Genomic DNA, 24,148 nt, shown 5'->3' on the forward strand with positions numbered 1-24,148 from the left:
TAAACTGAGCGGCAATGATTAGCCAAAAAATCGTCGTTGCTCGGTACAAAGCAAGAATAAAGCCAGCTTTATATAAACATCGTGAATATTGATCATTTAAGGGTGCCCCATGCGATGCAGGGCAATAAACTCTAATTTTATGCAACTTGTGTAATGAAATTACACACTAAATAACCATCTCATTCGCATACCAGACACTTTCTGTAGTTTTATTTCACATCTATTCTTAAAGTGATCTAAATCAATCACCCTAAATGGCTATCTTGCTAGACTCCAGCCAAAAGATGAGGAATTTTTTGTGCCTCAACACAACAAGTTATTAGCTATGCTTAGGCACGACGTCGACGTGTAACAAATCTAATAATAGCTAGCATAGGACGTGCCGCAGGATGCGGAATAACACACTTGAATGAATAATTCATAACTTTTAAATATATGAGGAATCTATGTCAGACGCAGTTAACAAAGCGCACTCTGATTCAGATATCGAGACCAAAAGCTACCGTGAGCTTCATCGTCCATCATCTGAGTTCGCGAGCCGTTCAGACTACCTAGACCACGAACTACAAATCATGAAGCCGCGTCGTTTCGGCTTAAACTTGCCAGGTCGTGACTTCCGCTTTGAGCTTGAAGACCTTGTTCCAGCACTTGCTGGTACTATCGGCATTATCGCAATGTACTCTGCGGTAATGATGTCTTGGGCTGAAGGCCTTACTGCAGCATGGGACCACGTTAACTTAGGCAAAGATTTTGCCATTGAAGTTGCGCGTGTAGAAATGCTAATCCCTGCACTACTTTTCTGTGTGCTTGCTTCTGGCTTTATCAACCCGAAAGCCAACTTGGCAGGTAACCACGGTCCAATGATCCCTCTTATTGGTACCATCGCTCTCGCTGGTGCTCACCCTCTTGCATTGGCAATTCTTATTGGTGTATTCGGTCTTCTACTTAGCTTCTTGAAAGGCGGTTCTAAACTGGTGAACCTCACCTCAGAGGGTACAGCTGGTGGCTTGCTCATTTTCTTGGGCTTGACGGGGACCATGAGCCAAATCAACTCGATTCAAGAATGGGCAGTTGGCCTTCAATCTTCAACTGTTGAAGCTGGCAGCATGGGTTACGTGGGTCTGATCGTGCTTGCAGTGACGATCGCACTATACGCTTTCCTTGCAAAAGTGAACAAACGTTGGCTTGCGATTCCAGTGTGTGCTTTCACAGGCCTTATTATCGCTCTAGTGCTAGGTGCTGGTTTTGACATCAAATTCGTCACTGAAACTGGTCTACCGAATCTAAACCCTGTTTACTGGTGGGGCAGCACTGAAGAAGGTTGGATGCTCGGTCTTCCTAATATGGAACACTTCATCGCGTCACTGCCTTTTGCAATCCTAGCAGTAGCAATGTGGTCTCCTGACTTCTTAGGTCATCGTATTTTCCAAGAACTTAACTACCCTAAAAAGACTGAAAAAGTACTAATGGACGTTGATGACACAATGACTATGTGTTCTATCCGTCAGATGGTAGGTACAGCGGTAGGTGGTGGTAACATCACTTCATCTTGGGGTACTTACATGATCCCAGCAGCGATTGCAAAACGTCCAATTCCTGGCGGTGCTATCCTTCTTGGTCTTCTAGTAATGATCATCGCGATCCTTGGCTTCCCAATGGACATCGCAGTATGGCCACCAGTAATGCGTGTCGCTCTTCTTGTAGGTGTATCTCTACCTCTACTTGAAGCAGGTATGCAAATGGTGAAAGACTCTAAAGACTCTCAAGCAGCAGGTATCTGTATTTTCGGTTCTGCCGTCGTTAACCCTGTACTAGCATGGGCATTAACAATGCTACTTGATAACAACGGTCTAATTGGTGACAAAGAGCGTGCAGCTCGCCTGTCATTCGTAGACAAGATTGTGATCCCAGTAGGTGTACTTGTTATCTGTTTGGTCGCTATGCTTGCAGTTGGTATGCTAGAAGGCCAGTATGGCATCAAAGCTTGGCTGTAAGGCTGATTGTTCAAAAAACGTGTGGGTAGCGCTTGTCGCTACCCCATTTTTATCGAGATTTTTGAGGATTTATTGATTTAGTTTAAGGTTTGCAAAAAAATTTTAGTTTAACCTCTAGTTGTCTCTTAAAAAGAGTGTCATTAAAGATAGTGGCAATATTTATAGTTTTGTGACCCAATTTTTTAAATTTAAGACTATAAATATTGTTATTCAAAAGAGTGTACTGTTCCCCCTCAGATTTTGGGGATAGCTGGCTCAACGGCGAAGCAGTACGTAATTTTTTTCTACTAAAAAGGTAGGTATGTCATGGCAGAGCAATTTGCTAAAGCTTGGGAAGGTTTTGTTGCAGGTGACTGGCAAAACGAAGTAAACGTTCGTGATTTCATTCAAAAGAACTACACTCCGTACGAAGGCGACGAATCTTTCCTAGTTTCTGAAGGTACTGAAGCAACTAACAAGCTTTGGGCTAAGGTAATGGAAGGTATCAAGCAAGAGAACTCAACTCACGCTCCTGTTGATTTCGATACTTCTATCATCTCTACCATCACTGCTCACGATGCAGGCTACATCGAGAAAGATCTTGAGACTATCGTTGGTCTTCAAACTGACGCTCCTCTAAAACGCGCTATCATCCCTAACGGTGGTATCCGCATGGTTGAAGGTTCGTGCAAAGCATACGACCGCGAACTAGACCCACAAGTTAAAAAAATCTTTACAGAATACCGTAAAACTCACAACGCTGGTGTTTTCGACATCTACACTCCAGAAATCCTAGCTTGTCGTAAATCTGGTGTTCTAACTGGTCTTCCAGATGCTTACGGTCGTGGCCGTATCATCGGCGACTACCGCCGTGTTGCTCTATACGGTATCGACTTCCTAATGAAGGACAAACTGGCTCAATTCAAATCTCTGCAAGAGCGTTTTGAGAACGGTGAAGATCTTCAAATGACTATGCAGCTTCGCGAAGAGATCGCTGAGCAACACCGTGCACTTGGCCAAATGAAAGTTATGGCTGCGAAATACGGTTGTGACATCTCTCGCCCTGCTGAAACTGCACAAGAAGCTATCCAATGGACTTACTTCGGCTACCTAGCGGCTGTTAAGTCTCAAAACGGTGCTGCAATGTCTCTAGGTCGTACTTCTACGTTCCTAGACGTGTTCATCGAGCGTGATATCGCTGCTGGTAAGCTTACTGAAGAACAAGCTCAGGAAATGATCGACCACTTCGTAATGAAACTACGTATGGTTCGTTTCCTACGTACTCCTGAGTACGATGACCTATTCTCTGGCGACCCAATCTGGGCAACTGAGTCTATGGGTGGTATGGGTCTTGACGGTCGTACGCTAGTTACTCGTACTAACTTCCGTTTCCTAAACTCACTATACACAATGGGTCCTTCTCCAGAGCCAAACATCACTGTACTTTGGTCTGAGCAATTACCTGAAGGCTTCAAGAAGTTCTGTGCGAAAGTATCTATCGATACTTCTTCAATCCAGTACGAAAACGACGACCTAATGCGTCCAGACATGAACTCTGACGATTACGCAATCGCATGTTGTGTATCTCCAATGGTTGTTGGTAAGCAAATGCAGTTCTTCGGCGCTCGTGCTAACCTTGCGAAAACTATGCTTTACACCATCAACGGTGGTGTGGATGAGAAGCTAAAAATCCAAGTTGGTCCGAAAATGCCTAAGATCGAAGGCGACGTACTAAGCTATGACGAGTTGTGGGAAAAAATGGACCACTTCATGGATTGGCTAGCGAAGCAGTACGTGACTGCACTAAACGCAATCCACTTCATGCACGACAAGTACAGCTACGAAGCTGCACTAATGGCTCTGCACGACCGTGACGTTAAACGTACTATGGCTTGTGGTATTGCTGGTCTATCTGTTGCTGCTGACTCTCTGTCTGCAATTAAATACGCAACAGTTAAACCTATCCGTGATGAAGACGGTCTAGCAATCGACTTCGAAATCGAAGGCGATTACCCTAAATTTGGTAACAACGACCCACGCGTTGATGACATCGCATGTGAACTTGTTTCTGTATTTATGGGCAAAATCCGTAAGCTTAAGACTTACCGTGATGCAATCCCTACTCAGTCAATTCTTACTATCACTTCAAACGTGGTATACGGTAAGAAAACTGGTAACACACCTGACGGTCGTCGTGCTGGTGCTCCATTTGCTCCAGGTGCAAACCCAATGCACGGTCGCGATGAGAAAGGTGCTGTAGCATCACTAACTTCAGTAGCTAAACTGCCGTTTGCTGACGCACAAGATGGTATCTCTTACACATTCTCTATCGTACCTAACGCACTAGGTAAAGATGAGGGTTCACAACGCGCTAACCTTGCTGGTCTGATGGATGGTTACTTCCACCACGAAGCTGGTATCGAAGGTGGTCAACACCTAAACGTGAACGTTCTTAACCGCGAAACTCTAGAAGACGCAGTTAAGCACCCAGAGAAATACCCTCAGCTAACAATTCGTGTATCTGGTTACGCTGTTCGCTTCAACTCTCTAACTGCAGAGCAACAAGCTGACGTAATCGCACGTACATTCACTGAGTCTCTATAAGACTATAGCGAAATAACGTTTTAGTGATACAACAAAGGCTGATGCTGCAAAGCATCAGCCTTTTTTTGTTTCTTGAACTAAAGTTGTGACATTGCGGAAGATTTTGATTGAATTCTTACGTATGATGCAAAAAAAGTTAGTAAATGCAGTATATGAAACTCAGTAAATTAATTTTCCTTACCCTTTTATCGCCAGTTGCTCTGGCATCCACCAAATCCACAGTATCCTTTACCCTTGATAACGATGGCATTTTTGGTGTCGACCAAGATTACACCAACGGTATATTCTTCTCTTACGCAACCGAGAAACTAAAAAAAGAAAGCGAATGGAAATGGTTCAGCTTAGAAAATGCAGATCAATCCAATGTCGATAAGATCGAGGTAGTACTTGGCCACAAGATGTGGACTCCAAGTGATATTGAAGCAGACTACCCTCTTGCCAATGACCGTCCATACGCTGGTTACCTACACACTGAAATCAACTACCTATCTCTAACCGCCGATCAAGCCGTTCGCTATAACTTCACCATTGGTGCCACAGGTGAAAGTTCTCTATCAGAAAAAGCGCAGGAAATTGTTCACGGCATCACTGGCTCAACCGATCCTCAAGGCTGGGATTACCAAATTGACGATGAAATTGCCTTTAGCGTTGGTTACCGAGCTTTCAATAAACTCATGCGCAGTGAGGGCCAGAAGACGCAATGGGAAATCACTAATGTGAATGACATTAACGCAGGTAACTTCCGCAGCGATGTATCACAAGGTGTCATGTTCCGCTGGGGCACAAATCTAGCCAATAGTATTGGCGCGGCAAACATCAGTGTAGAAAGCCCTTTCTCTGCCAGTATGCTTGCGAAAAATACCTCTAGTTGGTTTGTCTTTACAGGATTTGAAGGTCGATACCGTTTCAACGATATCACCATTGAAGGCGATCGCTCAGGTATTCCTGGCTCATCAGAACCTTATGATGTGACTCTAGAAAACTGGCAAGCAAGTGCCGTTGCAGGTGCAACTTGGTATAACCAGAATTACGGCGCGAGCCTAACCTTTACGGTGAAAACACCTGATTACGAAGAATCACAAACTGACGTTTATGGTACTGGTTCTTTCTCAGTCTTTGCTTTCTTTTAAATAGTATTTATCTCTCCGGCCAATGAACGCGTCATTGGCCGTTTTCTTTGGTCACATTACGCTGCCTTAGCCACCCACAAGGCTGTTTTAACCCTGCTTTTTGTAATAAAATAACAGCAAGAATTTATTAGTAATGAGAGCAAAAGATGTCAACAACTGGTCGTATTCACTCATTTGAATCATGCGGTACCGTAGACGGACCTGGTATTCGTTTTATCGTCTTCTTGCAAGGTTGTTTAATGCGCTGTAAGTATTGCCATAACCGCGATACTTGGGACACGCATGATGGTAAAGAGGTTACTGTTGAAGAAATCATTGCCGAAGCGAAAAGCTACCGTCATTTCATGAATGCATCAGGTGGGGGTATCACTTGTTCTGGTGGCGAAGCCATGCTTCAACCAGAATTTGTTCGCGACTTTTTCCGTGCGGCTCACGCAGAAGGCATCCACACATGTCTAGATACCAATGGCTACATTCGTAAACACACAGAAGTGATCGACGAAGTATTGGACGCGACTGATTTGGTGATGCTAGATATCAAACATATGAAAGATGAAATTCACCAAGACTTTATCGGTGTGTCGAATCGACGTACGTTAGACTTTGCTCGTTACTTGCACAAAATTGGTCAAAAAACATGGATTCGCTACGTAGTTGTGCCGGGTTACACCGATGATCCAGAAGCGGCGCACATGCTGGGTGAATTCATTAAAGATATGGACAACATCGAGAAAGTTGAACTGCTCCCATACCACAAACTCGGTGCACATAAATGGGAAGCTCTTGGTTTAGAGTACCCTCTTGAAGGCGTGAATCCTCCTTCAAAAGAGACAATGGATGAAATTCAATCCATCTTGTCTCAGTACCACTCTAACGTGAAATACTAAGCAAATAAGAAACTTAACGTTCTAGAAATGCCAGCATTTAGCTGGCATTTTTGTATGTAACACTGGCAAATTCCTTATATAAATCACCAAGGCGTGTAAAATAGCGCCCCTACAAAAGGATTAACGTAAAAGTGACAAACGCATTTTAGGAAAAGAGTTCATGGACTGGTTTAACGTAGGCTCACTCATCATCGTCACTTGGGTTGTCGTTGCTTTTTGCATACCCGATTGGAGAAAAGTAGTTTGGCCTAAACTTGAACAAGAGAAAGCATTTCAACATATCGTGTTTGCCTCTTTCTTTCTCATTACGGTTCTTTGGTCTGCTCAAGCAGGAGTAAAAGAAGGGTTACAAATACACTTTCTCGCGTTAACGACACTAACCATGATGTACGGTTGGCGAATGGCTTTTTTGCTCAGCATTCCTGCGATGATCGCCTACCACTGGATACACGATATTTCGTTTATCTTGCTCCCGAGCTCTCTTGTGCTATCGGCGCTCGTTCCAATATTAATCAGCTACTTAGTCTTTTTGCTTAGTTACCATTATTTACCCCGCAACATCTTTGTGTTTATTTTTGTCGCTGGCTTTTTTAATGGCGCACTCACAGGCAGCTTACACTTAGTATTTAACTCGTTTTATCACTTGTTGGTTGGCCACTACGATTGGGAAACCATTCAACACAACTACTTTATTTTTGTCCCATTGCTTGCGTTCCCCGAAGGGTTACTTAACGGGATGTCACTGGCAGTATTAACCGTCTTCAAGCCAGAGTGGTTAAGAGTGTTTTCGGACCGAGATTACATATACAACCACTATCACAAAAAGTAGATATTCTTCTTATATCGTGTATCACGCCGTGGCTGAATTCGACAATTCTTGCCATTTTTTCATATTAAATATGTGTTGAGATCATGTTTCACCCTTGTCTGAAGCGTTAACCTAAGCACATTAAAAATGTATTAGATTATTTAGTGAGGTCATCATGGAAATGTCAAACGCTCAACGTTTGATCCTATCAAACCAATACAACCTAATGTCTCAGCTTGATCCGAATAATGCGGCTAAATACAAACGCCTACAGACGATCGTTGAACGCGGCTATGAGCTACAAATGCGCGAACTGAACAAAGATTTCGGTTGCCTTTCAGAAGCAGAATGCCGTGAAATCATCGACATTATGGAGATGTATCACGCCATGCAAGAATCTAACAATATGTTAGATGCGGAAGAGCGTAGCAAAGTAGACCAACGTCGCTTACAGTTCTTAGGTTTCGATATCGCAACAGAAGCGCAGCAAGTGCATTACGTCCGCTTCCTTGTTGATTCTGAAGGTCTTTACCCACAATTCGACAAGGCAGATCACCACTTTAACAGCCAAATGCCAATGCTAGATAAATACCGCCGCATGCTGCAAACTTGGCGTAACTGCCCTCGTCAATATCACTTGTGTGAAAACGAGCTTGCACAAATTTTTAGTGCGTAAGATAGCAAGTCTTTGATTAGGAGAGCATTCGCTCTCCTTTTTTTATTTTCCTATCACAACTTCCATTCTTCACTACCGTATCCTTCTGCTTATCTTGTGCAATGTGGAATAACGAATCACTGAAATTCTGTATTTTTCACCAAATATTTGATTTATCTCCGCCCTATTTGCGACATAAATTCATCCTCATCTAAAGAGTGATTCAAATGTCACTTTTACAATAAATTCATAATTGTTAAGCAAAATTGCAAATCCCCGACTAGGCTTAAGTAGAGAAAGGCTGTGACTGAAAAGTACACATCCACTGCTCACCGTTGTGATGAAAAAACTGTCCATAAAGCAAAGTCTTTGGTGTTACTGGTCATACATTTCGTACAAACCAAATGAGATAACAGGACGTCGACATTCAGGCAACTAAGAGCACAGCAAAACGTGGAACAGCCTGCACCAACGTTCGTCGGTAGACTGACTATTAAAGGGGAAAGCGACATGAGTATTTTCGACCACTATCAATCCAGATATGAAGCTGCAAAAGATGAAGAGATGTCGTTACAGGAGTTTCTAGCCCTGTGTAAGGATGACAAAAGTGCTTATGCGAATGCAGCAGAACGCCTACTGATGGCAATCGGCGAGCCAGAGATAATAGATACAGCTAAAGACCCACGTTTGAGCCGCATCTTCTCCAACCGCGTTATCTCTCGCTATGAAACATTCAAAGACTTTTATGGTATGGAAGATGCGATTGAACAAATTGTTTCTTACCTCAAACATGCGGCACAAGGATTAGAAGAACGCAAACAGATCCTCTATCTATTAGGCCCTGTTGGTGGCGGTAAGTCCTCACTTGCTGAAAAATTAAAATCGCTTATGGAAGCGATGCCTATTTACGTATTGAGCGCTAATGGCGAACGCAGCCCAGTGAACGACCACCCATTCTGTTTATTCAAAGCGACCGAAGATGGCGAGATTCTGAAAACGGACTACGGTATTGAGCAGCGCTATCTTCGCTCAATCATGTCGCCTTGGGCAGCAAAACGCCTTCACGAATTTGGCGGCGACATCACCAAGTTTAAAGTGATGAAAGTTCGTCCATCTATCCTTGACCAAATCGGTATTGCGAAAACCGAACCTGGTGATGAGAACAACCAAGATATTTCATCACTCGTCGGTAAAGTGGATATCCGTAAACTCGAACACTATTCTCAAGACGACCCAGATGCGTACAGCTACTCTGGCGCGCTGTGTAAAGCAAACCAAGGCTTGATGGAATTCGTCGAGATGTTCAAAGCGCCAATTAAAGTATTGCACCCATTACTAACCGCAACACAGGAAGGCAACTTTAACGGGACGGAAGGCCTTTCTGCAATTCCATTCGACGGCATGATTTTGGCTCACTCCAACGAATCTGAGTGGCAAACCTTCCGCAACAACAAAAACAACGAAGCCTTCCTAGACCGTGTATACATCGTTAAAGTACCCTACTGTTTACGCGTATCGGAAGAAGTTAAAATCTATCAAAAACTGCTTGAAAACAGTGAATTGTCTCAAGCCCCTTGCTCACCAAGCACATTAGAAACATTGGCGCAGTTCAGCATTCTTTCTCGTCTGAAAGAGCCTGAAAACTCGTCTATCTTCTCGAAAATGCGCGTGTACGACGGCGAGACGCTAAAAGACACCGATCCTAAAGCGAAAAGCTACCAAGAATATCGAGATTACGCAGGCGTCGATGAAGGTATGAACGGCCTATCTACACGTTTTGCGTTTAAGATTTTGTCTCGCGTGTTCAACTTTGACCAAACCGAAGTGGCAGCAAACCCAGTTCACTTGTTCTATGTGATTGAACAACAAGTAGAACGCGAACAATTCCCTTCAGAAACCGCAGAAAGATATCTTGAGTTTTTGAAAGGGTACCTCGTTCCTCGTTACGTTGAGTTTATCGGTAAAGAGATTCAAACCGCGTACCTAGAATCTTACTCTGAATACGGCCAAAACATCTTCGACCGTTATGTTACCTACGCAGACTTCTGGATTCAGGACCAAGAATACCGCGATCCAGAAACGGGACAGCTATTTGACCGCGCATCTCTCAATGCGGAACTAGAGAAAATTGAGAAAACCGCTGGTATCTCCAACCCGAAAGATTTCCGAAATGAAATCGTCAACTTTGTGCTTCGTGCGAAAGCCAATAACAATGGTCAAAACCCAGTTTGGACCAGCTACGAAAAACTGCGCACGGTAATCGAGAAGAAAATGTTCTCCAATACCGAAGAGCTTCTTCCGGTTATCTCGTTCAATGCGAAAACCTCTTCTGAAGATCAGAAGAAACACGACGACTTTGTCGCTCGCATGATGGAAAAAGGCTATACCGAGAAACAGGTTCGCCTACTTTCTGAGTGGTACCTACGAGTACGTAAGTCATCCTAACCCAGTGTTGAGTTAGGTCGCTTGTGAAACATGAAGAGGGCTATTTCATGGCGCAATTTATAGACCGCAGGCTCAATGGCAAGAACAAGAGCGCTGTTAACAGACAGCGCTTCTTGAAGCGCCATAAAGAGCAGATCAAAGAGTCGGTAGCTGACGCAGTGAATCGACGCTCGATCACGAATACAGAAACGGGCGAAGACGTCTCAATACCGCACAAAGACATTAACGAGCCGATTTTCCATCAAGGGAAAGGTGGCGTGCGTGAACGCGTACACCCTGGTAACGATCAGTTTATTACGGGTGACAAAATCGAGCGTCCAAAAGGTGGAGGTCAAGGCAGTGGCTCTGGTGAAGGTAATGCGAGTCCAGATGGCGAAGGTCAAGATGAATTTGTGTTCCAAATTTCAAAAGACGAATACCTCGATATTCTGTTTGAAGACTTAGAGCTACCGAATCTAGAAAAAAATCAAATCGCTAAAATTACGGAATGGAAAACTCACCGTGCAGGTTTCCAAACCGCGGGGATCCCTTCCAACATTTCCGTTATTCGTTCATTGCAGCAGTCATTAGCTCGTCGAACCGCCATGACTGCAGGCAAAAAGCGACTTCTTAAAGAACTCGAAGACGAGTTGACTCGCATCAAAAATATTGAGCCAGCACAACAACTTGAAGAAAATCGTCTGAAAAAAGAAATCGAAGAACTGCGCAAGAAAATTGAAAATGTCCCGTTCATCGATACTTTCGATTTACGTTTTAAAAACTACGAAAAACGACCAGTCCCTTCTAGCCAAGCCGTGATGTTTTGTCTGATGGACGTGTCTGGTTCTATGGATCAAGCGACCAAAGACATCGCAAAACGCTTCTATGTGCTGTTGTATCTGTTCTTAACTCGTACCTATGAAAACGTAGACGTTGTGTTTATTCGCCACCACACGCAAGCCAAAGAAGTCGATGAACACGAATTTTTCTACTCGCAAGAAACTGGTGGCACCATCGTATCTAGCGCTTTGAAATTAATGGATGAAATCGTCAAGGAGCGTTACCCGGTTGGTCAGTGGAACATCTACGCAGCCCAAGCGTCCGATGGGGATAACTGGGCGGATGACTCACCACGATGCCGAGATTTACTCGTGAATAAGTTGCTGCCAAATTGTCAGTACTATTCTTATATAGAAATCACGCGTCGCTCACATCAAACCTTATGGCACGAGTATGAGAAGCTTACCGACGAGTTTCCAAACTTCGCTATGAAGAATATTCGCTCTGTGGAGGATATCTTCCCAGTCTTCCGAGAACTATTCCAAAAAGAAACGGCGTAAGGAGGCTAGCGATGACTACCGCAACAAAAAACCTCTCTGGAGAGGCGCCTAAAAAGCGCAACAGCAAGTTGCTACCTGACGGACCAGATTGGACATTCGAACTGCTTGAACGCTATCACAAGGAAATAAAACGTGTCGCGGAGCACTATCGTTTGGACACCTATCCAAATCAGATCGAAGTGATCACGTCTGAGCAGATGATGGATGCGTACTCAAGTATCGGTATGCCTATCAACTACAACCATTGGTCATTTGGTAAAAAGTTCATTCAAACAGAACAGAACTACAAACATGGTCAGATGGGGTTAGCCTACGAGATTGTCATTAACTCCAATCCGTGTATCGCCTATTTGATGGAAGAAAACACCGTGACAATGCAAGCGCTGGTGATTGCTCACGCTTGTTACGGGCACAACTCTTTCTTCAAAGGTAATTATCTGTTCCAAACCTGGACGGACGCTAGCTCCATCATCGATTATTTGCTGTTTGCCAAAAAGTATTTAGCTGAATGTGAGGAGCGATATGGAGTACAGGAAGTGGAAAAACTGCTCGACTCCTGTCACGCCTTAATGAACTTTGGTGTAGATCGTTACAAGCGACCAGAGAAAATCTCCATTACCGAAGAGAAAGCGCGACAAGAAGAACGCGAGGCATACTTACAGTCTCAAGTGAATGAATTGTGGCGCACGGTACCAAGAGCCAAAACCAAAGAGGAAGATCTTAAAGAGCGATTCCCAAGCGAGCCTCAGGAAAACTTGCTCTACTTTTTCGAAAAGCATGCCCCGCTACTAGAGCCGTGGCAACGTGAAGTCGTGCGGATTGTACGCAAAATCAGTCAGTATTTTTATCCGCAAAAACAAACGCAGGTCATGAACGAAGGCTGGGCAACATTCTGGCATTACACCATTCTCAACCATCTTTACGATGAGGGTTTGGTATCCGAAAAGTTCATACTAGAGTTCTTACATAGCCATACCAGTGTGGTTGCTCAACCACCCTACAACAGTCCTTACTTTAGCGGTATCAACCCTTATGCTCTCGGCTTTGCGATGTTCCGCGATATAAAGCGTATTTGTGAAGAGCCAACTGACGAGGATAAAGAGTGGTTCCCGGACCTAGCAGGAACAGATTGGTTAGATGCCTTGCATTTTGCTATGCATAATTTCAAAGATGAAAGCTTTATCAGCCAATATTTGTCTCCGAAATTGATGCGTGATTTCAAACTGTTCGCCATCAACGATGATGACAGGAAGAACTTTATTGAAGTCTCCGCCATACATGATGAAATGGGCTACAAACGCATTCGAGAAACTCTGGCAGCGCAGTACAACCTATCAAACTTAGAGCCTAACATTCAGGTGTTTAACGTGGATGTTCGTGGTGACCGTTCACTCACATTGCAATACGTTCCTCATAACCGCATTCCACTCGATGAAAGTTATGATGAGGTATTGAAACACGTCTATCGCCTATGGGGCTTTGACGTAATCTTAGAAGAAGTTAAAGACACGGGACACAGAGAAACATTAGCCACTTGTCCAAAACGCAATCAGTACGATTCAAACATTTAGCACAAAATATACTCATCCCCTTAAAGCCAAAGGCTCCATGAAAGGAGCCTTTTTATTAACTGCAAGAAGTAGAATCGTTACGCTTTTTTCGCCACAATAGCTCTAACGGCTTCAAGATCTTCTGGCGTATCAACGCCTGCTGCTGGCGCTTCTTTAGCGACTGCAACGTGGATTTTCTCGCCGTACCAAAGCACTCGTAACTGCTCTAGGCATTCAATTTGCTCTAGGGCACTTGGCGCCCAGTTTACGTAAGTATTAATGAAACCTGCGCGGTATGCATAGATACCGATGTGACGCATCAATGGATTCACGATAGCTTTGTCTTGCTTAGCGAAGTTATCACGATCCCAAGGAATTGTTGCTCGGCTAAAGTACATGGCATAACCACGCGTATCAGCAACGACTTTTACGGCATTTGGGTTGAATACTTCATCTTCAGATTCAATTTCAACCGCCAACGTAGCCATAGGTGCATCACTAGCGGCTAAGTTATTTGCGACTTGGCGGATGATAACTGGTGGTACCAAAGGCTCATCACCTTGAACGTTCACAATAATGTGGTCAGCAGGAATGGCCATTTTCTCTACCACTTCCGCTAAACGCTCTGTACCAGATTCGTGGTTTGGCGAAGTCATACAAACTTTGCCACCGAATTGCTCAACCGCTGCAGAAACTCGCTCATCGTCAGTAGCAATGATCACGTCATCAGCGCCAGCTTGCATTGCTTGTTCGTAAACCCATTGCACCATTGGTTTACCACCGATATCAGCCAGTGGTTTACCTGGTAAACGGCTCGAAGAGTAACGAGCCGGTATCACAACCGTAAAAGACATTAACGTCCCTCATCCATACTCATGGTGCGAGCTTCTGGCTCAAGCAGAACAGGAATACCCTCTTTGATAGGGTAAGCAAGGCGATCCAATTTGCAGATCAACTCTTGATTATCTTTATCGTAAGTCAGCTTACCTTTACACACTGGGCAAGCCACAATCTCAAGCAGACGGTGATCCATAAGTCGCTTTAACCTCTTTTATTCGATTTAAAATTCGCTCTGCATCTTTAGGCTCAAGTTGAGCAGATACAGGCAGATACCACCAATTGTCTTGTGCGTAGTCGCTACATTTGACAGCATCTTTCTCTGTCATAATCACATTCGCCCCTTGTAGAGCCAATGCTTCAAGTTCTTTTTGGTCAAAGTCTTGATGGTCAGCAAAACCTTTCGTGACTTTAACATCCGCATGCATTGATTCTAGTGTATTAAAAAACCGAGGTGGATGCCCGATACCGGCAAATGCCACCAGCGCCTTTAACTCACTCACATCAACTTGCTGCTTGGTCTTTAGGTTGATCGCTTTTGATGGCGCTAGAGACATCGAGATCTCCCCCTGATGGGCCAAACCGCCATTGGTGATGATAAAGTCGACTTCCTGAAGTCGCTCAACACCTTCGCGCAATGGACCAAGCGGAATCAAACACTCATTACCAAAACGACGATTTCCATCAACAATCACAAGTTCAACATCACGCTCTAGAGCATAATGCTGCAAACCATCATCGGTAATGATGATATCCACGTCTAACTCTAATAGCGCTTTCACGGCGTTTGCACGTACAGGGTCTACTGCGACAGGAGCTCCGGTGCGCCGGTGGATGAGTTTAGGTTCATCACCACAATGTTGAGTAGGAGTATCATCATTTAACACCAGCGGATACTGCGGAGCCTTCGCACCGTATCCTCGAGACACCACTCCCGGTTTATACCCCAGATGTTGTAATTGCTCGACCAACCAAACCACAACAGGCGTCTTACCATTGCCACCAGCGGTGATATTACCGACCACTACTACGGGCACGGGTGCTTGATACGCTTGCTTGCGACCAGTTTGGAACTGTTGACGCTTCGCTCTACTGATTGCACCAAACAACACACTGAGTGGCCATAATAATGGCCACAACAGATATTTTAGTGGATGATTTTCAAACCAGATTTTTTCAACCACAGTAACTATTCGCCAAACTGGATGCGATGAAGTTGAGCGTAAGCGCCATTCTTAGCAATCAAGTCTGCGTGATTACCTCGTTCAATAATGGCACCGTCGTCTACGACTAGAATCTCATCGGCTTTTTCGATCGTTGACAAGCGGTGAGCAATCACCAACACGGTTTTATCTTTCTGCAGCTCATCTAATGCAGCTTGGATGGCGCGCTCAGATTCCGTATCCAGTGCAGAGGTTGCTTCGTCAAGAATTAGTACAGGCGCATCACGCAGCAACGCACGAGCAATAGCTACACGTTGGCGCTGACCACCAGATAAGCTCGCACCGTTTTCGCCGATCATGGTATCTAAACCATTTTCCATCTTATTGATGAATTCCATTGCGTGAGCCAGCTTCGCTGCATGCTCAATATCGCTGCGCTGGTACTTATCTTCCGTCGCGTAAGCAATGTTGTTTGCTATGGTGTCATTGAAAAGATGTACGTTTTGCGAAACCAACGCAAACTGCTCGCGCAAGTTCTTCAATTCGTAGTCACGAATATCACGACCATCTAATGTAATCGAGCCACTGTCCACGTCATAAAAACGGTTAAACAAGTTCGCAATGGTACTTTTACCTGAACCTGAGCGCCCCACTAGAGCGACCGTTTTACCTCGAGGAATATCAAAACTGACATGCTCTAGAGCCGGCTTTTCTGAACCTACATACGTGAAGCTGACATCTTTCACAGATACATCACCCTTCGCGCGCTCAACCGTGTATTTACCTTCGTTTTTCTCTGGTTCTAAATCGATCAGAGCAAACAAAGTTTGGCTTGCTGCCATACCACGTTGGAACTGAGAAGTTACGTTTGTCAGTGCTTTAAGTGGGCGCATCAAACCAAACATCGCAGAAAAGACCACGGTAAAAGTACCCGGAGTCAACTGCTCTTTGATTGAATCAATGCTTGCGAGATAAAGAACAGCAACAATCGCAAATGATGCAATCATTTGAATGATTGGGTTTGCCGCAGCCTGAGCCGTTACCAACTTCATGCTTTGTTGACGCATTTGGTTGCTGACTTTATCAAAACGTTGACGTTCAATGTCTTGACCACCGTAGCTCAATACGACTTTGTGCCCTTTTAACATTTGCTCAGCCGATGCGGTCACATTACCCATCATCGTTTGCATGTTCTTAGAGATTTTTCTGAATCGCTTAGAAACGACACCAATACCCCAAGCAACCACAGGCGCTACAGCAAACAGCACTAATGACAACTGCCAGCTGTTGTAAAACATCAGAACAAGCAAACCAATAATGCTTGCGCCCTCACGTACGATGCTCACTAACGCTTGGCTCGTCGCCGCAGAGACTTGCTCTGAATCGTAAGTGATTCGAGAAAGCAAGTTACCCGTTTTTTCTTTGTCAAAGTACGATACAGGCATGTGCATAAAGTGATTAAACACCATGCGTCGAACTAGCATCACCACATTGCCAGAGACCCAACTCAAACAATAAGTGGAGACAAAACCACTCGTGCCACGAATGAACATCATGACAAATATAATTAAAGGAAGTGTACGTAGAAAATCAGAATCCGCATTACCAAAACCTTCATCGAGAAGCGGTTTTAGTAGGGAAATCATATAAGTATCAGAGATAGCATTAATCACTAATGCAATGACGGCAACGATAAGGCCAGCCTTGTAAAGGCGGATAAATTGCCAAAGACGTTTAAACGTCTGCCAAGTCGTTTCATCAGTATTTATCGACATAGAAGTGCTTTATTTTCTTACAGTAAGACTCTTATTCTACTCGGTTACGCAGCATCTGCCTATACCAAGGCTCAATTGTCTCACGACGTTTACTTTCAAAACGCCAGTTATTGCCATCAAGTAAGATTGTTATTTGGCCATCACTTCCAGTATCTAACCAACTAACACCACTATCGGTATAGGCCTGAACGACTTCAGGTGCGGGCATTCCCCACTGGTTTAGTTTTGCCGTTGAAGCAATAGCTAAGCTAGGCTCAACAGCATTGATAAACTTAAGGTTAGAAGAGCTTTTGCTTCCATGATGCGGCACTAGCATTACATCACTGCGCAGCTTTTCTGGCTCTCGAAGCAGTATCCATTCACTGATGGCTTCGATATCACCAGTAAACAACATTTTAAAACCTGTACTAGGGTCTTCCAGACTGATGACACAAGAGTGGGGGTTGTATGCACGTACAACAGGTTTAGGAGGCCAAAGTACCTCCATGTTCAACCCTTGCCACTTCCATTTCTCAGCAGCAATACAAGGCTGATAATGTAAAAAGCTCTGGCTGCTTAGTTTGTGTTTAGGTGAAAAGTACTGCTCTATCACTTTTCGGCCGCCAGCATGGTCATTATCGGCATGACTTAAAATCATCGTATCGACACTTGAATAGCCTCTGCGGTGCAGTACTGGCGTAATCACTTGCTCAGCTATACTGCCGTTTTGCCAAGCCTTGCCCGTATCATAGAGTAAAACTCTCCCCTCTTTTTCGACCAGTACCGCCAACCCATGCCCGACATCAAGCACATCAATACGCCAAGTTTGGCTATCTTGCTTAGGAAACAGCCCTGTCACCACAACAATTACACAGACAAACATCCAAACGTAACGAGGCATAACATGTCTTAAAACGAGCACGGCACTCACTACAGCAATAACAAATGTCCACTCGGCACTAATGGGTTGCCAAGTTCCTATGGCATATCGAACCGACCAACTTAGTGGAACCAGGAATATGTCAAGCAAATACCATAGAACGGTCGCCAACATAGGAAAGAGCAATGACGCAATTAAAGCAGCAAACATGATTGGAACGACAACAACGCCAAACCAAGGAATGAAAACCAAATTGTAGACTAAAGAAGACCAGCTAAATCCAGAGAAAAAATAGCCACTGATCGGGACAATCAATAAGCTCAATATCAGTTGAGTCAACAGAAGTATCCGCAACTTTCCCAAACGACCTTCCTTCGAGTCTTGCACTGTATTAACCGCAAACAAAACGGCACCAACGGATAAATAAGACAGCCAAAAACTCAAACTAAAAGAAGCAAAAGGTTGGAAGAAAAGTTGCAACGCCACGGCCAGTAACAGTACGCGCCATGGGCTCCAATGAACAAGCCAATACTTCAAAGCAATATAGATGATACAAACAGAAACGGCTCGGGTCGTCGGCAAAGAAAAATCAGCAAGCCAAGCGTAAACAATGGCAAACGCCAACCCACTCACTGATGGCAGAAACCAATATCGCGGCATAGCAAGCCGAATAAGCCCACCAAGGGCGAGCCCAAACGTCAATGCCATCCCAATGTGTAGACCAGAAATTGATACAAGATGCAGTAGTCCGCTGTCACGCAGAGACTGCCAATCCTCTTTGGTAAGCCCAGTGCGATCAGCAAAAGCCAGTGCTTTGATTAGAGCAAAGTGCTCAAGGCGAGAAATATCACGCTCAACGGTTTGAATAATCGCCTCGCGCCAAGACGAAGAAGTACGAATGACCCAGTGTGAATCTTTAGTTACGACCGCTCTAGCAACAACACCACTTCCCATTGACTGCTTTTCTGCGTCGAAACCCGCTTCATTTCTGAGGCCGATAATGGGCTTAATCAAAACGTTAGTCGTAAACTCACTGTTAACAGCTAGTGGGAATGGCGTTATAAGGCGGACTTTAGGTTTAAGAAAAGGTAACAGAGTGTGAGAATTCACTTGTTTTATCGCTATGACACCTTCATATCCGTGACTTATTTGCGTAAAAGAGCTGTCAACTCTACCAATTATGGTACTATTCTCACCTGCTTGAAAAAGGGCTTGTCTCTGATACTCCATAATATTGCCGTGAACGATGACAACCATAAAGCCCACAATTACGCCTATGCTAATTAAGCCTCGACGTAATTTAATTATTGAGCCAGTGGTAATTATTCCCAGCAGCAACCAACGCCAATCCGGCATCGTCGGCCACCATGCAGACGAAATTACGCTCGCGACAAATAACGCCAAGGTCCAACTTTTTTCTAAGAGAGTCATGTCGTCCTATGCCTAGAAAGCTGATAAAACGCTTCATGCCTGATCACGAAGTGATCAAACGCCAAAAAGCATTGAAGGTCTTCGGCAATGTGTTATACAACCCGAACCTTTGGTGCTTAAACCGTCGCTCTGCGTCAGGTGCTTTTGCCGTTGGCCTATTTATGGCGTTTGTCCCGCTTCCGAGCCAGATGATCATGTCTGCCGGTTTAGCCATTTTAATGGGCGTAAATTTACCTCTGTCAGTCGCTCTCGTTTGGGTCAGCAACCCTATTACCATGCCAGTCTTGTTTTACTTTGCTTACAAGCTCGGTGCATGGGTCATGCATGTTCCACCTCAGCCATTCCATTTTGAGCTATCTTGGGACTTTATCATGCAACAGATGAGCACGATTGGGCCTCCATTCCTATTGGGATGCGCAATTTGCGGTGTGGGTTCTGCGATCATTGGTTATTTCGGTATTCGCGGATTGTGGCGCTACTCTGTCGTTCGCAGTTGGCAAAAACGAAAAGTAAGATAAGCGGATAAGACGCTAAAATCATTCGTTGCGACATGGCTTGAGGTTCAAACGACAATAAAGCTGAAACGAAATGTAAGCAAAGAATGAAAAGATGCTAATGAATACAAAAAAGGACCATGAAAGGTCCTTTTTTGTATCTAGAGTACTTAGCAAAATAAGTCATCGCTAACAACGATGTCTACGAGGCTAGCTTTCCTTCCTTCGCTACTTAGCACTCAAAACTGCGGCAGGGTTCAGTTTCGCTGCGCGAGAAGCTGGGTACCAAGTGGCCAATAGGCTTAATACGATAGCGGTGGTCGACACCAATGCGACGTCAGGCCAATGCAACTGCGATGGAAGAAAGTCCACAAAGTAGATGTCACCCGATAAAAACTGGTGTCCTATTAAGCCTTCAAGCCCCTTAATGATTGGAGTTAAATTCAACGCAACCAACACACCAACAAGGCTACCGACAAGGCTACCAAACACTCCAGAGAAGACGCCCTGCCAAACGAAAATACGTTTAATCAGACCATCTTTTGCCCCCATCGTACGCAAAATCGCGATCTCTGCTGCGCGGTCCTTCACCGCCATCATCAATGTCGAGACGATATTGAAACACGCCACACCAATCACTAATACCATGACTAAATACATGATCGTGCGTACCAACTGAATGTCACGGTAGAGAAAGCCAAACTGCTGCTGCCAACTCTTCAAATATACGTACACATTCACTAGGTTGCCGACTTCTCGAACGATCGAAGGCGCATCAAGAACATCATCGGTTTTTAGAGAAACTCCAGTTACGCCGTCTCCTAAACGAGCGTATTGCTGCGCATCCGCCAGCGGAACTAAAGCCAATGAATGATCAATTTGGCCGTTCAACGTCAAAAAGCCCGCCACTTTGACGCGCACACGTTTCGGCGCTTGAACTTTATTTGTGCCACCCGTTTGAGGAATCATCAACGTGACGTAGTCACCGACTTGCACCTTCAACTCATTTGCAACCCCTCGACCTAAAATCACTTGCTGTTGACCTGAGTAAAAGTTTTGCCACGCCTCTGGATCAATAAAGTCAGACATGCTCGACACCGCTTGCTCATACGCAGGATCCACACCACGCACTTCAATCGCCTTAAGTTTGCTGCCTTTTTCGGCTAAACCTGTAAAGCGGACGTACGGAGCGGCAGCAACGACATGCTCATGTTGCAGCGCTTGGTTCATCGTCTTAGTGTAGTTCTGCAGTGGCCCGTTAACCCCTTCTAACTCACCATGAGGAATCACGGACAACACACGCGACTGAAGCTCACGCTCAAAACCATTCATCGCCGAAAGGCCAATGATGATCACCGCCACGCCTACTGCAATACCAATGGTTGAAGAAAGAGAAATGAACGACACCATTTTGTTGCGCTTTTTCGCACGGCTAAAGCGTCCACCAATCATTAATGCTAAAGAAGAGAACAAAACTAGCCCTCCACTGATGCCGATTCGGTCATCAAACGATCCACCAGAAGGCCATCTTGCATGTGCATCTGACGGTCCATTTTTGCTGCGAGTTCGTTGTCATGCGTCACCACTAAAAAGGCGATGTTCGACTCTTTGTTTAGTTCACGCATCAAATCGTAAATCGCCAAAGCCGTATTGTGATCCAGATTACCAGTTGGTTCGTCAGCCAAAACTAAGTCAGGCTTGTTCACAAGAGCACGAGCAATGGCCACACGCTGGCGCTCACCACCAGACAGCTCTGATGGGCGGTGATCCATACGATGGCTCAAGCCCACTTTCTCAAGCAGCGCTTTTGCCGCCTGTTTAGCTTCTGTCACTTTAATACCGCCAATCAGCAGTGGCATTGCGACATTTTCGAGCGCCGTAAAATCAGCAAGTAAGTGGTGAAATTGATACACAAAACCAAGATGTTTGTTACGCAAAGCAGCCTGCTTATTGGAGCTTAACGCCGATAGGTTCTGCCCTAAAAAATCCACTTCACCTTGCGTTGCGTCGTCCAATGCGCCAAGGATATGAAGCAGCGTACTCTTACCAGAGCCCGACGAGCCAACAATCGAAACGAGTTCACCTTTATCGATATCAAAGCTCACGCCTTTCAACACTTCCGTATCCAACGAACCTTCTCGGTATACTTTACGAATATCACGACATTCTAATAGCTTATTCATAGCGAAGTGCCTCAGCAGGTTTAACAGAAGATGCTCGGTAAGAAGGATAAACAGTAGCAGCCAGACTCAGAGCAATCGCTAGCACTACCACTAATAGAATTTGGAAAGAATCAATCACAATTGGCAAATGCCCGCCAAAGCTGAACAGAGCCACGCCAGCCGATTCCAAAATGGCGTTGAGGTTGAGTGACAACGCCACGCCAACCGCTCCGCCGACAATAGCCCCAATCACACCACTACTTGCGCCTTGCACCATGAAAATCGTCATGACTTGCGATTGGGTCATACCCTGCGTTTTCAAAATCGCGACTTCAGATTGTTTTTCCATCACCACCATGATCAAAGCAGAAATGATGTTAAACGCTGCAACGCCGACAATGAGACCCAGCATTAAGCCCATCATGTTCTTTTCCATTTTCACAGCTTGGAAAAGCTCGCCACGTTGTGCACGCCAATCACTCCACTGCCACCCTTCTGGCATCGGTTTATCAGCGAAATCCGTCACCATAAATGGGTCAGAGAAAAACACTCGCCAGCCAGATACGGTATCTTTGGGCAGGCGCATTAACTTAGCTGCATCCGCCATATTGACGATCATAAGCTGGCCATCGACATCCGAACCGGTATTAAAAATACCAGCCACTGTGAAGTTGCGCTGACTAGGGATTCGACCAAGAGGGGTAAACTGCGTGGCGTTTGTCACCATTAAACGAACTTTGTCGCCAATAGAAACCTTAAGAGAGCGCGCTAAACTGTGGCCAAGAAACACTTTGTACTCTCCCGCTTGAAGAGAAGACAAACGACCCGCAATCAAATGGTTGGCAATCGGGTCGCCTTTCTTAGGCTCAATCCCAATCAAATAACCTGCCGTCAGTTGTGCCGAACTTTGAATTACCGCCTCTCCGCGAACAACAGGTTCTGGCTCAGCAACATCCGACATCGCTTGAATGAATTGCGGCGCAGACTCCGTCAGTGGAGTGCGACCATCATGTTGAGAAATCACCGCGTGAGGAAGAACACCAAGAATGCGCTCTTTCAGTTGTGCTTCGAATCCGTTCATAACCGAAAGCACAGTGACCAACGCCATCACACCGATCGTGATGCCCGCCGTCGACATATAAGAAACAAATCGGCTAAACCTATCTCCGGAGCGTCCCCGAAGATATCTCAAGCCAATAAACAAAGAGATAGGATGATACATACAGGACAAACCAACTGGTTTTCTAATAAGGGCGATTGACCCTAGTTCTAAATAATAAGAGTTATCTTACCTTACTCTTCTCATGAAGAAGACAAGATAATCGCTAAATTTGTCAACGACATGCAATAAGTCTGCATTTAGGGCAAAAAGTTCAAACGCAGTAGTGGTAAACTTGATAACTTCATTCAGTTAGCGATAATCAGTGCCCTATCCCTCTTATTATTCGTGAAATGAGAGTGCTCGCTGGCAACAAAGGACCGATTTATGACAGAGCAAGAATACTTCACCGTTCACCATAACCTCACCATTAACGTGGAAGCCTTGGGGACCGATTTTGCTTTGCCAGACGAACAAACGTTTGTGTCAGAAATTCCTGCGCCTTTTATTGTCGCGAGCGAGTTCAGCCACTTAGATACATTGGCAGATAACGCACGCCTAGAGCTGCAAAATAAAGAGCTTAAACACGTTATTAGTTTGCTCGACACGCAAAACTCAAAGCTCAACTTACTGCTGAGCTTTATGTTGTCTCAGCAAGATGATATTTCGGTTCGCTTCCAGACCACTCAATTTGGTGCAAGTCAGTTGAGTTACCGCTCATCAAGCCCAGTAGAAACGAACCAATTTGTCCGAGTGAAACTCTTTCTTGACCATCCTGCTGCGGCAATTTACTGCTACGCTCAAGTCGTAGAGTGTGTCGTCTCTGAGCAAGGGTTCGTCGTCACTCTTAGATATAAAATGCTCAGAGAAGCAGACCAAGATTTGCTCATTAAAGCCGCTTTATATCAACAACAAAAACTTTTACGTCAGCGCTCACTGGAGCGAGATAAAAAATAA

General features: G+C 44.8%; 19 protein-coding genes. 11 read left to right on the forward strand and 8 right to left on the reverse strand.

Annotated elements, in window-relative coordinates; all coding sequences use genetic code 11:
• Window positions 1-446 precede the first annotated feature (446 nt).
• The 9 genes from UF05_RS01570 (at window position 447) to UF05_RS01610 (ending at window position 13,392) form a co-directional block, all read left to right on the forward strand.
• Complete coding sequence (locus UF05_RS01570) at window positions 447-1,994, forward strand: DUF3360 family protein (protein ID WP_005456280.1); 1,548 nt, start codon at window positions 447-449, stop codon at window positions 1,992-1,994.
• Window positions 1,995-2,300: 306 nt separating this feature from the next.
• Entirely contained in the window at window positions 2,301-4,577 is a 2,277-nt protein-coding gene (gene pflB, locus UF05_RS01575; protein WP_005456189.1) for a formate C-acetyltransferase, read from the forward strand.
• Between the two features lie 152 nt (window positions 4,578-4,729).
• Window positions 4,730-5,707: a lipid A deacylase LpxR family protein gene (locus tag UF05_RS01580; RefSeq protein ID WP_005481800.1), complete on the forward strand. Its 978-nt coding sequence runs from the start codon at window positions 4,730-4,732 to the stop codon at window positions 5,705-5,707.
• Window positions 5,708-5,853: 146 nt separating this feature from the next.
• Entirely contained in the window at window positions 5,854-6,594 is a 741-nt protein-coding gene (gene pflA / locus UF05_RS01585) for a pyruvate formate lyase 1-activating protein (protein WP_005456250.1), read from the forward strand.
• Window positions 6,595-6,754: 160 nt separating this feature from the next.
• Entirely contained in the window at window positions 6,755-7,423 is a 669-nt protein-coding gene (locus UF05_RS01590; RefSeq protein ID WP_017448256.1) for an energy-coupling factor ABC transporter permease, read from the forward strand.
• Window positions 7,424-7,577: 154 nt separating this feature from the next.
• Window positions 7,578-8,078, forward strand: coding sequence for a YfbU family protein (locus UF05_RS01595; protein ID WP_005456271.1), 501 nt, complete (start codon window positions 7,578-7,580; stop codon window positions 8,076-8,078).
• 489 nt (window positions 8,079-8,567) lie between these two features.
• Complete coding sequence (locus tag UF05_RS01600) at window positions 8,568-10,502, forward strand: PrkA family serine protein kinase (RefSeq protein ID WP_029864289.1); 1,935 nt, start codon at window positions 8,568-8,570, stop codon at window positions 10,500-10,502.
• Window positions 10,503-10,549: 47 nt separating this feature from the next.
• Window positions 10,550-11,821, forward strand: a complete 1,272-nt coding sequence (locus UF05_RS01605; RefSeq protein ID WP_005481863.1) for a YeaH/YhbH family protein — start codon at window positions 10,550-10,552, stop codon at window positions 11,819-11,821.
• Window positions 11,822-11,832: 11 nt separating this feature from the next.
• Entirely contained in the window at window positions 11,833-13,392 is a 1,560-nt protein-coding gene (locus UF05_RS01610) for a SpoVR family protein (protein ID WP_045546167.1), read from the forward strand.
• Window positions 13,393-13,469: 77 nt separating this feature from the next.
• Here UF05_RS01610 and kdsB read toward each other — a convergent pair whose 3' ends face one another.
• From kdsB to UF05_RS01635, 5 genes are read right to left on the reverse strand one after another with little or no spacing between them, the layout of a single operon-like run.
• The gene (gene kdsB, locus UF05_RS01615) at window positions 13,470-14,225 is read right to left on the reverse strand and encodes a 3-deoxy-manno-octulosonate cytidylyltransferase (protein WP_045546168.1); all 756 of its coding nucleotides are present in this window, start codon (window positions 14,223-14,225) and stop codon (window positions 13,470-13,472) included.
• Window positions 14,225-14,404, reverse strand: a complete 180-nt coding sequence (locus UF05_RS01620) for a Trm112 family protein (protein WP_005378451.1) — start codon at window positions 14,402-14,404, stop codon at window positions 14,225-14,227. The genes kdsB and UF05_RS01620 overlap by 1 nt, the downstream gene beginning before the upstream one ends.
• On the reverse strand, window positions 14,385-15,392 hold the full coding sequence (gene lpxK / locus UF05_RS01625; protein ID WP_005495917.1) for a tetraacyldisaccharide 4'-kinase: 1,008 nt from the start codon (window positions 15,390-15,392) through the stop codon (window positions 14,385-14,387). Before lpxK ends, UF05_RS01620 begins: the two co-directional genes overlap by 20 nt.
• 5 nt (window positions 15,393-15,397) lie before the next feature.
• Window positions 15,398-17,146, reverse strand: coding sequence for a lipid A ABC transporter ATP-binding protein/permease MsbA (msbA, locus tag UF05_RS01630; RefSeq protein WP_025533624.1), 1,749 nt, complete (start codon window positions 17,144-17,146; stop codon window positions 15,398-15,400).
• Window positions 17,147-17,177: 31 nt separating this feature from the next.
• Window positions 17,178-19,436, reverse strand: a complete 2,259-nt coding sequence (locus UF05_RS01635; RefSeq protein ID WP_045546169.1) for a DNA internalization-related competence protein ComEC/Rec2 — start codon at window positions 19,434-19,436, stop codon at window positions 17,178-17,180.
• Window positions 19,437-19,444: 8 nt separating this feature from the next.
• On the opposite strand from UF05_RS01635, the gene UF05_RS01640 reads away from it, so the two are divergent.
• Window positions 19,445-19,954 (forward strand): DUF2062 domain-containing protein, encoded by a 510-nt coding sequence (locus UF05_RS01640; RefSeq protein WP_005456245.1) that lies wholly within the window; start codon window positions 19,445-19,447, stop codon window positions 19,952-19,954.
• A gap of 204 nt (window positions 19,955-20,158) precedes the next feature.
• Here UF05_RS01640 and lolE read toward each other — a convergent pair whose 3' ends face one another.
• From lolE to lolC, 3 genes are read right to left on the reverse strand one after another with little or no spacing between them, the layout of a single operon-like run.
• Window positions 20,159-21,403: a lipoprotein-releasing ABC transporter permease subunit LolE gene (gene lolE / locus UF05_RS01645; protein ID WP_045546170.1), complete on the reverse strand. Its 1,245-nt coding sequence runs from the start codon at window positions 21,401-21,403 to the stop codon at window positions 20,159-20,161.
• A 2-nt stretch (window positions 21,404-21,405) separates the two neighbouring features.
• Entirely contained in the window at window positions 21,406-22,113 is a 708-nt protein-coding gene (gene lolD, locus UF05_RS01650) for a lipoprotein-releasing ABC transporter ATP-binding protein LolD (RefSeq protein ID WP_005481886.1), read from the reverse strand.
• Complete coding sequence (gene lolC / locus UF05_RS01655; protein WP_029785989.1) at window positions 22,106-23,314, reverse strand: lipoprotein-releasing ABC transporter permease subunit LolC; 1,209 nt, start codon at window positions 23,312-23,314, stop codon at window positions 22,106-22,108. The genes lolD and lolC overlap by 8 nt, the downstream gene beginning before the upstream one ends.
• A gap of 264 nt (window positions 23,315-23,578) precedes the next feature.
• Between lolC and UF05_RS01660 the strand changes: the two genes are divergently transcribed.
• The gene (locus UF05_RS01660; RefSeq protein ID WP_025632192.1) at window positions 23,579-24,148 is read left to right on the forward strand and encodes a PilZ domain-containing protein; all 570 of its coding nucleotides are present in this window, start codon (window positions 23,579-23,581) and stop codon (window positions 24,146-24,148) included.

Source organism: Vibrio sp. S457-15 (genome assembly GCF_000960545.1).
In the GTDB taxonomy this organism is placed as follows: domain Bacteria; phylum Pseudomonadota; class Gammaproteobacteria; order Enterobacterales; family Vibrionaceae; genus Vibrio; species Vibrio parahaemolyticus.